Origin of the sequence: Plantactinospora sp. GCM10030261 (assembly GCF_042666615.1) — a bacterium.
Taxonomy (GTDB): domain Bacteria; phylum Actinomycetota; class Actinomycetes; order Mycobacteriales; family Micromonosporaceae; genus KBS50.
The window spans coordinates 92,280-105,848 of record NZ_JBHTDD010000008.1 but is presented as its reverse complement, the minus strand read 5'-3'; the positions used below and the strand labels follow the sequence as shown (position 1 = coordinate 105,848).

Annotated in this window: 10 protein-coding genes; 5 read left to right on the top strand and 5 right to left on the bottom strand. The window is 69.9% G+C overall.

The window, feature by feature from the left end:
- Window positions 1–384 precede the first annotated feature (384 nt).
- Window positions 385–4,143 carry a replicative DNA helicase gene (gene dnaB, locus ACFQUZ_RS12220; RefSeq protein ID WP_377441329.1) on the top strand — a complete coding sequence of 1,253 codons (3,759 nt, stop codon included), beginning with the start codon at window positions 385–387 and terminating at the stop codon, window positions 4,141–4,143.
- A gap of 3 nt (window positions 4,144–4,146) precedes the next feature.
- Here dnaB and ACFQUZ_RS12215 read toward each other — a convergent pair whose 3' ends face one another.
- The 3 genes from ACFQUZ_RS12215 to ACFQUZ_RS12205 form a co-directional block, all read right to left on the bottom strand.
- The gene (locus ACFQUZ_RS12215) at window positions 4,147–4,854 is read right to left on the bottom strand and encodes a maleylpyruvate isomerase N-terminal domain-containing protein (RefSeq protein ID WP_377441327.1); all 708 of its coding nucleotides are present in this window, start codon (window positions 4,852–4,854) and stop codon (window positions 4,147–4,149) included.
- A gap of 141 nt (window positions 4,855–4,995) precedes the next feature.
- Window positions 4,996–5,385, bottom strand: a complete 390-nt coding sequence (locus tag ACFQUZ_RS12210) for a zf-TFIIB domain-containing protein (RefSeq protein WP_377441325.1) — start codon at window positions 5,383–5,385, stop codon at window positions 4,996–4,998.
- 98 nt (window positions 5,386–5,483) lie between these two features.
- Window positions 5,484–8,009: a putative bifunctional diguanylate cyclase/phosphodiesterase gene (locus ACFQUZ_RS12205; protein WP_377441323.1), complete on the bottom strand. Its 2,526-nt coding sequence runs from the start codon at window positions 8,007–8,009 to the stop codon at window positions 5,484–5,486.
- Between the two features lie 451 nt (window positions 8,010–8,460).
- On the opposite strand from ACFQUZ_RS12205, the gene moaC reads away from it, so the two are divergent.
- The 4 genes from moaC to ACFQUZ_RS12185 all read left to right on the top strand — a co-directional run bounded on the left by moaC (window position 8,461) and on the right by ACFQUZ_RS12185 (window position 11,195).
- Window positions 8,461–8,955 carry a cyclic pyranopterin monophosphate synthase MoaC gene (gene moaC / locus ACFQUZ_RS12200; protein WP_377441321.1) on the top strand — a complete coding sequence of 165 codons (495 nt, stop codon included), beginning with the start codon at window positions 8,461–8,463 and terminating at the stop codon, window positions 8,953–8,955.
- Entirely contained in the window at window positions 8,952–9,425 is a 474-nt protein-coding gene (locus ACFQUZ_RS12195; protein ID WP_377441319.1) for a molybdenum cofactor biosynthesis protein B, read from the top strand. Before moaC ends, ACFQUZ_RS12195 begins: the two co-directional genes overlap by 4 nt.
- 115 nt (window positions 9,426–9,540) lie before the next feature.
- Window positions 9,541–10,773, top strand: coding sequence for a molybdopterin molybdotransferase MoeA (locus ACFQUZ_RS12190; protein ID WP_377441600.1), 1,233 nt, complete (start codon window positions 9,541–9,543; stop codon window positions 10,771–10,773).
- On the top strand, window positions 10,770–11,195 hold the full coding sequence (locus ACFQUZ_RS12185) for a molybdenum cofactor biosynthesis protein MoaE (RefSeq protein WP_377441317.1): 426 nt from the start codon (window positions 10,770–10,772) through the stop codon (window positions 11,193–11,195). Before ACFQUZ_RS12190 ends, ACFQUZ_RS12185 begins: the two co-directional genes overlap by 4 nt.
- A 91-nt stretch (window positions 11,196–11,286) precedes the next feature.
- Here the strand turns inward: ACFQUZ_RS12185 and ACFQUZ_RS12180 are convergent, their stop codons facing one another.
- Together ACFQUZ_RS12180 and ACFQUZ_RS12175 are read right to left on the bottom strand one after the other, a co-directional pair.
- Window positions 11,287–12,750 carry a glycosyltransferase 87 family protein gene (locus tag ACFQUZ_RS12180; protein WP_377441315.1) on the bottom strand — a complete coding sequence of 488 codons (1,464 nt, stop codon included), beginning with the start codon at window positions 12,748–12,750 and terminating at the stop codon, window positions 11,287–11,289.
- A 230-nt stretch (window positions 12,751–12,980) separates the two neighbouring features.
- Window positions 12,981–13,547 carry a DoxX family protein gene (locus ACFQUZ_RS12175; protein WP_377441313.1) on the bottom strand — a complete coding sequence of 189 codons (567 nt, stop codon included), beginning with the start codon at window positions 13,545–13,547 and terminating at the stop codon, window positions 12,981–12,983.
- Window positions 13,548–13,569: the final 22 nt, after the last annotated feature.

The window sequence follows — 13,569 nt, the reverse complement described above, 5'->3', positions numbered from 1 at the left end:
AATCCCTTCCCGGGAGATGGAGTCAGCGGGCATACGTTCGCGGTCGATCGTACGGCAGAGGTGCGGTCGAGGTCATGTCGAGTTTCCACCCTCCACATGCTGGGGACCGTATCCGCCCACGTCAGCAGGGCTTTTGTGGACCGTCCCCAACTGTTTTCCACATCCTGTGCACAGGCGTACACACAGGCGGAGGCTTGCTGTCCACAGGTTGTCCCGAGGCTCGTCCACCGGCTCGTTTGGGCCGTTGACGTGCGGTTCCGTATCGTGTTGATCCGGGCCCGACCCGCCGCGGAGTCCCCCGCCGCACGGAAGTCGCGGTCACTGCGGATTGTCAGACCCCAGGGTGATCCTTGGGGCAGTGCCGATGCACCGGAGGGGGGAGCCGTGTCGGTCACCGACGGCGCGCGGGCGGAGATCCACCCGATCGCTCCGCCACCGCCCTCGTCCGGGCAGAGCGGCGGCCAGTTCGACAAGACGCCGCCCCAGGACATCGCGGCGGAGCAGTGCGTGCTCGGCGGCATGCTGTTGTCCAAGGACGCGATCGCCGACGTCGTGGAGATCCTCAAGACCGGTGACTTCTACCGCCCGGTGCACGCCACCATCTTCGATACGATCCTCGACCTCTACGGCCGGGGCGAGCCGGCCGACATCATCACCGTGGCCGCCACCCTGGCCGACGCCGGGGAACTGGTCCGCATCGGCGGCGCTCCGTATCTGCACACCCTGATCGCCAGCGTCCCCACCGCGGCCAACGCCGCCTACTACGCCCGCATCGTCGCCGAGCGTGCCGTGCTCCGCCGGTTGGTCGAGGCGGGCACCCGCATCGTGCAGCTCGGCTACGGCTCGGCCGCGGGTGGTGGGCGGGACGTCGACGACATCGTCGACCTGGCCCAACAGGCCGTCTACGACGTCACCGAGAAGCGGGTCAGCGAGGACTTCGCGGTGCTCGCCGACATGCTGCAACCCACCCTCGACGAGATCGAGGCGGTGGGTGCCCAGGGTGGCGTGATGACCGGTGTGCCGACCGGCTTCACCGACCTCGACCGCCTGCTCAACGGCCTGCACCCTGGCCAGTTGATCATCGTGGCCGGTCGGCCTGGACTTGGCAAGGCACTCGCCCTCGACACGCCGTTGCCCACCCCGGACGGCTGGACCACCATGGGCGAGGTCAAGGCCGGTGACCGGTTGCTGGGCGGGGACGGGCGACCGACTACCGTCACCCACGCCTTCGAGGTGATGCACGGTCGTCCTTGCTACGAGATCGAATTTTCCGACGGATCAGTGATCGTCGCCGACGCTGAGCACCTGTGGAAGACGACCACCAGGGCGAGCCGTCGGCAGCGCAGCCAACGGCCGCCCGCCTACCAATGGGATGCGGACGCACGTGAGGCCGTAGCCACTTTTCGCGCCAAGGTTACTGCCAAGCCCGACCGCCTGGTGACGTACGGGGACGTGGTGACAACCGAACAGATCGCGAGCACCCTGCGGGCGGATGGTGACCGGTTGAACCACGCTGTCGGGAACTCCGCTCCCATCCAACTACCTGAGCGTGAGCTACCAATCGCGCCGTACACACTCGGGGTGTGGCTCGGTGACGGGCATACCGGCGCGGCGCGTTTCACCACCGTTGACCCGGAGATCGTTCATGGGATCGGGGCGGACGGCTACCGCGTGCAGCACAGCGGTCCGATGGTTTACTCAATCCGGCCACCGGCGCTTCCTCCCCTCAGGTCTCGTGGCTGCGTCAGGTGTGGAAAGTCGTTCGAGCCGCAGTCGTTGGCCGCACACAGCTGTGGTTCATCCTGCGGGGGCCGGTCTCGTGGTCTGCCCAAACCCCCGCCCACGGGATGTCCCGACTGTGGGCGGGTGACCGCCAGCCACATCGGACGGGCGGCGACCCGCCGGTGTCATCACGCGTCGAACACGTCACTTGTGGGTGCGTTGCGGGCGAACATGCTGCTCGGAAACAAGCACATCCCGCACGATTACCTACGGGCGTCAGAACGGCAGCGGCGAGCGCTGTTGGCCGGGCTGCTTGACACCGACGGCACCGTCACCAACACGGGCAGCCCTCAGTTCACCACTACCTCGCGGCGGCTCGCTGATGACGTCCACGAGTTGATCGTGAGCCTCGGCTACCGGTGCTCGGTCACCCGGAAGCGGGTCAAGGGACGTACCGCGGAATCGTCCGTCGCCTACAACCTGAACTTCACCACGACCGACGACGTGTTCCGGTTGCCGAGGAAGCGTGAGGCGCACGCCAACCGGCGTCGTGGGGTGGACGACACCGGTGCCGGAAGCCGGTACATCGTGGATGCGCGCCCGATAGCGAGTGTGCCGGTGCGCTGCGTGACGGTGGACAACGCCGATCACCTGTATCTGGCCGGACGATCGATGATCCCCACGCACAACTCAACGGCATCGATGGATTTTGCCCGGAACTCCGCCATCAGGGCTAACCAGGCGGCGGCCATCTTCTCACTGGAAATGAGCAAGGTGGAGATCGTCATGCGGTTGCTCTCGGCCGAGGCCCGGGTGCCGCTGCACGTGTTGCGCAGCGGGCAGCTCTCCGACGACGACTGGACCAAGCTCGCCCGGTGCATGGGGGAGATCAGCGAGGCGCCGCTGTTCGTCGACGACACGCCGAACATGAACCTCATGGAGATCCGGGCGAAGGCCCGCCGGCTCAAGCAGCGGCACGACCTGAAGATGATCGTGGTCGACTATCTCCAGCTGATGAGTTCGCCGAAGCGCACAGAGAGTCGGCAGCAGGAGGTCGCCGAGCTGTCCCGGGGTCTCAAGCTCCTGGCGAAGGAGGTCGAGTGCCCCGTCATCGCGGTCAGCCAGCTGAACCGTGGCCCAGAGCAGCGCACCGACAAGCGACCCCAGTTGTCCGACCTGCGGGAGAGTGGTTGCCTGACGGCCGGAACCCGGATCCTGCGGGCGGACTCCGGGACGGAGACGACCATCGGCGAGTTGCTGTCCAGCGGCGCGACGAACATCCCGGTGTGGTCGGCGGACGAGAAGCTTCGATACACGGCGAAACCGATGACACACGCCTTTCCGAGTGGCATGAAGGAGGCGTTCACGCTGCGGCTCGCGTCGGGCCGCACGGTGGAGGCAACCGCCAACCACCCGTTCCTCACCATCGACGGCTGGCGACCGCTCGGAGAGCTGGCGCCCGGGGCGCGGATCGCCTGTCCTCGGCACGTGCCTGCCCCGCTGGTCACGGTGGAGCGGCCGGAACCCGAGGTGATCAGGCTGGCAGGTCTGTGTGGTCGCGAGAAGTCCATTCCCGACGAGGTGTTCTCGCTTCCCAAGCGCCAGGTTGCGACCTTCCTTCGCCACCTGTGGGGCAGTGGCGGCTCTGTCCGGTGGGACGTCGAGGGTGAGCAGGCGCGGATCTACTACGCGTCGACCAGTCGGAGAATGATCGACCAGCTGGCCCTGCTGTGCCTGCGGTTCGGGATCCAGACGTCCGTCAAGGCCGTCAGCAAGAGGGGACACCGCGACGACTACCGCCTGGTGATCTCGGGTGGTGACGATCAGCTCCGGTTTCTCCGGGAGATCGGCGTTCACGGTGAGCGGTCGGCAATGACCCAGGAATGCCTGGCGGGCCTGGTGGATCAGAAGCGCTACGCCAACCGCGACACGATTTCCGACGATGTGTGGACCCGGGTGCGCACCGCCCTCGCCGAGCAGGGACCGACACATCGGGAGTTCGCCGGGGCAAGGGGCACCAAGGCCCGCGGTAGCAGCCTGTCGAAGCGCTCCCCGAGCAGGTCGGGGCTGTCCAGGGTCGCCGAGGTGCTGGGCGACGCCGGCCTGGAGATGCACGCCACGAACGACGTGTTCTGGGACGAGGTGGTAAGCGTCCAATCCATCGGTGTGCAGCCGGTGTACGACGCGACCGTCCTCGGCACCCACAACTTCATCGCCAACGGCATCGTCGTGCACAACTCGATCGAGCAGGACGCGGACGTCGTCATCCTCCTGCACCGGGACGACTACTACGACAAGGAGTCACCACGAGCCGGTGAGGCGGACTTCATCGTCGCGAAACACCGGAACGGACCGACAGACACCGTGACCGTCGCCGCCCAGCTCCACCTGTCGCGCTTCGTCGACATGGCCATCGTCTGAGCCTCATCCCAGCAGCGGAAAGCGGCCCGCGGTCGCACCGAGCGCGGCCCGGTCGACCATCGTCAGCCCAAGCCGGCCGGTGGCCTTGAGCAGATGGTCGGTGGCCGTCCATCCAGTTGGCGCCGGAGCACCGAGCAGACCGTCCATCGTGGCCACCGCCACTGCCGTCGCGGTGGCCGCCGGTGGTGGCGCGTCCGGCAGGTCCACCACGAGGTCAAGGTGGTGCACTACGGCCTCGGTGACGAGTGTGGCGAGGAAATCCGCGACACGGAGAACGTGACCCTGCGTCGACACCAGCGCGGCCGGATCGGCGCGGCCGGCGGCTCGTACCGCCGCCGGAGCGGTCTCGGTCCACAACCGGACGATTCCGCTGGGCCGGTCGAAGGCGGCCGCCGACCGCCGGGCCCACCAGGCGTGGCGAGCGGCGTCAACGGCCCGATCGTTGCCGGTGGAGTCGGTGCCGTCGGCGGCGATGGGCGGGAACGCCCGCCAATAACTCACCGCGTCCACGTCAGCCGGTCCGCGGGCCGGGCTGGCCAGCGTGACGAGTGCTCGCTGAGCATCACAGAGCACATGGAACAGCAGATCGGCGACCACCCAGCCGTGGCACCGGGTCGGCCGCTGCAGGTCGCTGTCGTCGCGTCCGACGACCACGTCGGTGATGCCGGCGTACGCGGCGGCCAGGTCGGTGGCGGTGGCTGTCGGGGCCATCGACACAGCCTGACACGGTTTGGCCGGGTCGGCAGGCCCAACGCCCCCGCCCCGTTGATCAAGAGGTTTGCGTCATCCGACAGGCCGTCCCACGACGCAAACCTCTTGATCAACAAGGCGGGGCGGGGGCGATTCGGCCGGCTAGTCGAACAGTTCGCCGAGGAATCCCTTGTGCTTCTTGCGCCGGTAGTGCCCGTGGTAGCCGTACTGCGAGTGGCCGTACGCCGGCTGCTGCGGGTAGCCGTGCTGCGGCGGTGGCGGTGGTGCGTGGCTCGGGGCGCCATAACCCGGCTGCGGGTGGGCCGGCGGCGGGGGTGGCGGCGGCGGGTAACCGGGGGCGCCGGCCGGAGCGCCGGGCTGCTGGGCGGCGCCGTGCTGACGATTCCAGTTCGACTCGGCCTCGAAGAGCTTCTCCAGTTCGCCACGGTCCAGGAAGATGCCTCGGCACTCACCGCACTGGTCGACGGTGACGCCGCTACGTTCGTACTGGCGCATGTCGCCACGACATTTGGGGCAGGTCAGCGTTTGCATGCTTCGACGGTACCGGGTGAGGTCACCCGATGACGGTCGGCGCGGTCACCGGCGCCACGATCCGCCGGCCGCACGGCGACCCGGGCAGCCGTCGGTTGTCACGCCGGCAGGTGTGGAAGACGGTCGGAGCGTCGACCGCCGGCGCGGCGCCCGGGTGACAACCGGATCACGGAACCGGCATCGTGCAGCGGCGAAGCGAGCGTGCCCGGTCGTCCCCCGGCGCCTTGTCGCAGCGCGGAGAGCAGGCGGTTCGCCGCCATCGGCCGGGCGAACAGGTGTCCCTGCCCGGCCGCGCAGCCCATCTCCCACAGCGTCTGTCGTTGCGGCTCGCTCTCCACTCCCTCGGCGACCACCATGAGATCCAGGCTGCGACCCAACTCGACGGTGGAGCGGATCACCGCGGCCGCTTCGGCCGAGGTTTCCATGGCCATGACGAAATCCCGATCGATCTTCAGTTCGTGCACCGGGATCCGGGAAAGCACCGACAGCGAGGAGTAGCCGGTGCCGAAGTCGTCCAGAGCGAGCCGTACACCCTCCCGGCGCAACTGGTTGAGCACCTGGTCGACGATCTCCAACTGGCTGAGTGCCAGGCTCTCGGTGAGTTCCAGGATCAGCCCTTCGGGCGGCAGGTCGTGGGCCCGCAACCGGGCCAGGACCGAGCTGGGGAACCGGGCGTCGAGGAGGCTGCGCGGCGACACATTCACCGCCACGGGGAGATCGAAGCCGGCATCCCGCCAACTTCTCGCGGCGACCAGGGACTGATCGAGCACCGCCTCGGCGAATGCCGGCAGCAAGCCGGAGCGTTCGACAGTGTCGATGAACCGCAGCGGGTCCATCATGCCGTGCACCGGGTGCTGCCAACGGGCCAAGGCCTCCGCCGCGACGACCTCGCCGCTGTTGAGGTCGACGATCGGCTGGAAGGTGACGGTGAACTCGTCGTCGGCCACGGCTCGGGGCAGATCGCCGCCGAGCACCAGGCGGCCCAGATCCGCGGTGTCCTGCGCGGGCAGGTACGTCATCAGTCGCCGGCCGCTTCGCTTGGCCTGGTACATCGCGACGTCGGCCCGCCGGAGCAACTCCGCCATGCCCCCGGAGGCGGGTGCGGCGGCGATGCCGCCGCTGGCTTCCACCCGGATCCGCATGCCGTCCAGGTCGAGCGGTTCGTGCAGCGAGGTGAACAGCGACTCGGCCCGGTGCGCGGCCACCGCCGGGGCGGGAAGGCCACGGAACAGGACCGCGAACTCGTCTCCACCGAGCCGGGCCACCACGTCGTCGTCGCGTACGGCGGTACGCAGCCGATCCGAGACCTGGCGCAGCACCCGGTCCCCGGCGGCGTGGCCGAGGGTGTCGTTGATCTCCTTGAAGTGGTTGAGGTCGATCAGCAGGAGCGCGGTTACCCCGGTGGTGTACTGCTCGCGAAGTTGTGCCTCCCCGGTGTCCATGAGTTGCCGCCGGTTGGGCAACCCGGTCAACGCGTCGTGGCTGGCGGCGTGGGCGTGCTGTTCCGCCGCCCGGGCGAGTTCGGCGTACGCCGTGGCGTTGCGGATGGCCGTACACAACGCCGAGGCGAACGTCCGCAGCGTGTACTGCTCGCGTTCGGAGAGTTTGATCGGTCCGTTGAACCGCAGCCGCACGGCGCCGAGTGGCTCGTGGTTGTCGTGGCCGACCAGGGCGGCCGGGATGACGACCTTGGCCGTTCCGGGTGCCTCGGCGCTGGGGCCGTCGTAGCTGATGCCCTTGCTGTTGCCGCGTAGCAACCGGCCGGAGTCGGTCAACTCCACCTCGACCTCGTCGGCCGAGAACAACTCGGCCGCCTCGCCCACCGCCGTGACGAGCACCGTTTCCAGATCGATCACGTTGAGCGCGTCGGTAGTGCGGGCCAGCCGTTGCCACGCCTGCCGTTCCTCACCCGAGCGGATCCGCCCCGCGTACGCCAGGTGCACGCTCACCACCAGGGGTGGGACGGCCAGCAACAGGCGGGGATCGAGCCGAAGGATCAACAGCGTCGCGACGATCAGCAGCAGTCGGGCGGCGGCGCTGATGAGTCGCAGGCCCAGGTCGGCACGGAGCAGCCGGACGAGTGGCGTGCCGGTGTCGATTGCCAGGACCGGAAGGAACAGCAGATCGTCGAGGACGACCATGAGGCAATAGGTGGCCAGGACGACCGCGAGGGCGTGCGCCACCCCGAGGTCCACCTGCCAGTTCCAGCCGATAAGGTGCAATAGCGCCCAGGCGGCACCCACCAGCACCGTGTCCTTGGCCACGTTGAAGGTTGCCTTGATCGGCGCACGGCGACGGATCAGATTTCCGGTAGCGATACCGACACACACGCTGAGGGCCACGGTCTGGCCAGGGGCGACCACGAGCCCGATGACAATGGCCGCTTCGATCCATTGGATCATCTGTATGGTCGAGCGGATGCGGACCCGGATCGCGATCGTGGTGCCGAGGGCGAACAGCAGGACCAGGATGATCCCGATCTGTATGTCGCGGGTGGTGGGGGGATCGGCGACCACCGCGCCGATGGCCGTCGCCAGCACCACGACGGCGAGAACGACGACGAGACCGACAGGCAACAGGAGTCGCCGATCGGTCTCATGAAAGCGTCGCCGCTGCCGCCGCATACCTCTCCAATGGAGATTACGTAGGGGGCAGCCTACGCGCCGTTACGGGACGGCGGTACCTCTCAGCCCCAGTGGCTGCCGCGCTTGGCCTGCATGACCCCTCCTCACATCGCTGTCCGAGCCGGACCATTCGCCCCGCTTTCGGGGCTCTCGGTCCTGATGCAACTCACGTTAAGCAAGATGCCGCCCGATTGCACCCGTTAGATGTCGTATTGCGCATCATCCGATGATTGGCCGGCATTTGGTTACGGAATGCGTATGGAGGAAAACGTTCCGTCTATTTGATTGCCGATTCAGGAGCGATGGGCCATTGGGGTCGCTTACCGGAGGGACTTTCGCGGTGGAAAGGCATCGAGCGGCACGGTGGGGCCTCCGGTCATTATGGTCGGCGGAGCGGCCGGATGGTTGCGCCAATCGGCTCAACCGGGCCACCGATCGATAGGGTCGACACGTGACAGATACCCCGTCCGACCTCACCCATATCGATGCGGCCGGCGCCGCCCACATGGTGGACGTGTCGGCCAAGGAAGTCGGCGCCCGCCGCGCGGTGGCGGCCGGCCGCCTGGTCACCACGACCGAGGTGGTCGAGCTGCTCCGGCGGGACGGGCTGCCGAAGGGCGACGCCCTCGCGGTGGGCCGGTTGGCCGGCATCATGGGCGCCAAGCGCACGCCCGACCTGATCCCGCTGTGCCATCCGATCGCCTTGCACGGGGTGACCGTCGACCTCGACCCGGTAGGGCACACCGTCGAGATCGTGGCCACCGTCCGGACCGCCGACCGCACCGGCGTCGAGATGGAGGCGCTCACCGCGGTGGCCGTCGCCGGTCTGGCCCTGATCGACATGGTAAAGGCGGTCGACCCGGCCGCCTCCGTCGAGGCGGTGCGGGTACTGCGCAAGGAGGGTGGCAAGACCGGTGACTGGCGGCGACCGGTGGACCGGCCGTGATCCGGGCTCGGGTGGTGGTGGCGTCCAACCGGGCGGCGGCCGGCGTGTACCGGGACACCAGTGGTCCCCTGCTGGTCACCGGTCTGCGGGAGTTGGGCTGCGAGGTGGCCGACCCGGTGGTGGTCCCGGACGGGGACCCGGTCGGTCAGGCGCTGCGCGCAGCGCTCGCCGATGGCGTCGACGTGGTGCTAACCAGCGGCGGCACCGGGATAACTCCGACGGACCGGACACCCGAGGTCACCAGAGGGTTGCTCGACTACGAGGTGCCCGGCATCGCCGAGGCGATCCGGGCGCACAGCCGGAGTACGGTGCCCACCGCCGCGCTGTCCCGCGGGCTCGCCGGCGTGGTCGGCCGGATGCTGGTGGTCAACCTGCCCGGTTCCACAGGCGGTGCGCGGGACGGGTTGGCGGTGCTCGGCCCGATCCTGGCGCACGCGGTCGACCAACTGCGCGGCGGCGACCACCGGTAGCGGGACAGGCCCCTGACCGCGCCATGGCTCGGGTGCATAGGCTCAGCGAGTGACCACTGCCCGCGATGCTGCCGACCGCGATGCCGCCGACCTCGTAGCCGGCGCTGCCGACCTCGTGGCCGACCGGCCCGTCAGCGAGCCGATCGACTGGGTCGAGGCGCGGGCCCTGGCGTACGCCGCCGGCGCCGCCGCGCCGTTGGCGCCCGTCGAGGTGCCCCTGGCCGAGGCGGACGGGCTGACCCTGGCCCGGCCGCTGCGTACCCTCACCGATCTTCCGGCATTCCCCACCTCCAGCGTGGACGGTTGGGCGGTCCGGGGCGCCGGGGACTGGCGGATCGTCGGCCGGGTCCTCGCCGGCGCCACGCCGCCCCCGCTGACCGAGGACGGGACGGCGGTCGAGATCGCCACCGGCGCGATGGTGCCGCCCGGCGCGGACGGCGTACTGCGGGTCGAGGAATCGTCCCCGACGGCCGACGGGCGGGTGGGTGGCCGGCTGCGCGACGCGCCGGAGTGGCGGGCGCCCGGCGAGGAGGCGCGGGCCGGCGAGGAACTGCTGCCCGCCGGCTCACCTGTCGATCCCGCGCTGATCGGGCTGGCCGCTTCCTGCGGACATGACCTGCTGCCGGTCCGTCCCGCGCCCCGGTCCGCGGTACTCGTGTTCGGCGACGAGTTGTTGACCACCGGCCCGCCGGGCGCCGGGCGGGTCCGCGACGCTCTCGGCCCGTCCGTCCCGGCCCTGCTCCGCCGGTACGGCTGTCAGGTCGACCCGGCCGACGTCGCCGGCCCCGTCGAGGACACCCTGCCGGCGCACGTCACGGCGCTTCGTCGGGCCATTGCCGGCGTCGATCTGGTGTGCACCACAGGTGGCACCATGCAAGGCCCGGTGGACCATCTGCACCCGGCCCTGCGTGCGCTGGGCGCCGAATACGTGGTGAACACGGTGGCCGTCCGCCCCGGCTTCCCCATGCTGCTGGCGCGGGTGACCGGTGCGGACGGCCGGACGACGTTCATCGCCGGCCTGCCGGGTAATCCACAGTCCGCCATCATCGCACTGGTCACCCTGGTCGCTCCCCTGCTGGCCGGTCTGCGAGGACGTGAGCTGGGTGAACTTCCGGTGACAACGCTCGGCGCCGCGGTGCCCGGCCGAGGCGGGCACACACATCTGGCGTTGGCCCGGGTCGATCCGGCGCGGCACACGGCATACCCGGTGCGACATGTCGGATCGGCGATGCTGCGCGGCCTCGCGTTGGCCGACGGGTTCGCGGTCATCGCCCCGCACACGGAGGGCGCGGCGGGTGCGCGGGTTCCGCTGGTTCCGCTACCGGCCCGACAGGAGACGATCCGATGACCGGACGAGTGGCGTACACCTCGGTGTCCGGGGAGGAACTCGACCTGGCCGCGCATGAGACCGCGGTGGGCGATCCGCGGGCCGGCGCGGTCGTGACCTTCCAGGGCGTGGTACGCGACCACGATCACGGCCGGCGCGTCACCCGGCTCGCCTACGAGGGTCACCCCAGCGCCGACAGGGTACTGGCCGAGGTCGCTGCCGAGATCGCGACCGACCCGGCGGTGATCTCGGTGGCCGTGTCGCACCGGGTCGGGCCGCTGGAGGTCGGCGAGGTGGCGTTGGTCGCCGCCGTCAGCACCGCGCACCGGGCCGCCGGCTTCGCCGCCTGCGCCCGACTGGTGGACGAGGCCAAGGCGCGGTTGCCGATCTGGAAGCACCAGCATTTCGCCGACGGCACCGACGAGTGGGTCAACTGCCCCTGACGCTCGCGGACTCGGTGCCTGCCCCCCGTGGCGGTCGCCCCGCCGCCAGTGACAGTGACCAGGGCTGCCCCAGGCCGGTGCTGTCGACCCGTCAGGACCGGATGAGCGGGACCGGCCGGCTGACCCGGTGCTGCTCGGCGTAGAAGACCGGCTCCGCGCCGGGCCGCCAGGGCAGCGCCGCCACCAGCACAATCAGCCCGATGGCCAGGGAGTTCTCCATCAGCGCGCCGAACAGCCCGTCCTGATAGTGGGACTCCGCGGGGAGCTGGTGCTCGTACGGCCAGATCGGGGAGACCAGGAACAACAGATAGAGGGCGACGGCGGCGGCCGCGTGCCGGAACCCGGTGAGCGCCGGATACCAGATCGGTGACCGGAGTCCGCCGACCGCACTCAGCCCGGCTGGCGCGTTCGCCGGTCGACGCAGCCCACGGCTGGCGGCGCGGCGGCGGATGGCCGCGTCGGCCAGCACGATCACCGCCGGGATCACGAACACCAGGTGGTGGCTCCAGGAGATCGGGCTGATCACGTTCGCGGTGAGGCCTACCAGGGTGAAGGCGGTCAACTCGTCGCCGTCGGCGTGCGCACCGGCGGCCCGCGACAGGCCGACCGCGAGCAGCAGCACCGCGAACGCCAGGTAGAGCAGGCCCGGCGTCTCCACCGAGTCGTAGAGCCGGGCGAGGACGCCGGCCAACGACTGGTTGGGCGTCATGTCGGCCGCGCCGACCCGACCGGTGTCCCACAGCACCGACGTGAAGTAGGCGGTGGATTCGGCGCCGGCGACCGCGAAGGTGCCGATCGTCACGCCGAGCGCCGTGCCGACAGCGGTCGCCGCGGCCCGCCACTGCCGGGTGATCAGCAGGTGGACGATGAACAGCGCCGGGGTGAGCTTGATGGCGGTGGCCAGGCCGATTCCGACGCCTGCCCAGGCCCCGCTGAAGAAGAACCTCCGCAACGGGCCACCGACCGACCGCGCACCGCCGGCACGCTGAGCGGCGGCTCGCGGGTGCCGCCCGGCCCGCCAGCGCAGGGCGATCAGGTCCGCGAAGATGAGTGCGAACAGCAGCAGGTTCACCTGCCCGTACCCGAGCGTCTCCCGGGCCGGTTCCAGCGCGGCGGCCAGCGGCACCGCGAGCGCCACGGTGAACGGGAGGGACCAGCCCATCCGGTCGGCGAGCGGCCGCAGTAGTGCCGTCAGGATGACGGTGAGGGCCAGCAGACTTCCCACCATGTTGATCCAGGCGGCCCCGCCCAGCGGGAGCACCGCCATCGGCAGCATCACCAGGCCGGCGAACGGCGGATAGGTGAACCCGAGGGTGGTCCGTGGCGCGATGAACGCGTACAGGTCGTTGCCGTTCGCCCACCACGCGACGGCGCCGTAGTAGATCTTCATGTCGAAGAAGTTGTACGGCCGGCCGAACGTGCGCACGGCCCACCAGGCGAGGACGCAGACGACCGCGACGACGACGAGCCGGCCGACGGCACCGCGGTCGGGGCGGCGAGCGAGCCGCTGGCGGGGGGTTTCGCCGTCGGTTCGTCGCGCGACGGTCGCCGGCATGGCGTGGTCACCCCCGAACCGATGTCGTCTGTCCCAGCCAGATCCAGACCGCAGCCTAGAACCGCCCCCCACTGTCGTGCCCCCTGCGTTATCCGACCGTGTCCGGTCCCACACTAGTTCGCGACATTTCCGCCACGTTGCCGCAGGGCACCGAATCCCGTCGAATTCGGCCTCCTTGGACACCGGAGCGTGGGCATCCTATCGGCGCGGTTCAACCGGACGAACAGGGCTCAGCCCGGCATGCGGCGCGCCGCCGATGCCGACCATACCGCGATCCGCGCGTCGCGCCGGGCGGTTCGGACCGCCCGGCGGACCTTGCGCTGCCCGCTGCGGACCTTGCGCTGCCCGCCGCCGACGGCGTGCCCCGCACGCCACCGCAGGCTGGGCCGCCCTTCGGTGTCGGCGGCCGCGAGCAGCAGCCCGCCGAGCACGCTGAGGTTCTTCATAAAATGGATCTTGTGATTCATCCGCTGGGTGGGATCGTCGACCGTCCAGTACGCATGGCCGGCCAGCGTCGTCGGCACCAGCGTGCCGGCGAGCATCGCGGCGGCCGGGCGGGTCAGGTGCCCGGTCGCCAGCAGCAGGCCGGCGGCCAACTGAACGGCACCGTTGACGCGTACCAGGGATGCGGTGTCGGTGGGCAGTCGGGGGTTGGTCCGCTCCAGCACGGGCGCCACCCGGTCGGTCACCGGCTTGGCGCGCGAGACGTACGGTTCCGGGTTCGCGACGGCGCGGGCTCCGTTGATCACGAAGATGCCGCTCAACATCGCGCGGGCGACGGCGCGTACGGGTTTCATGGGTCAGTCATACCCCGCCGCG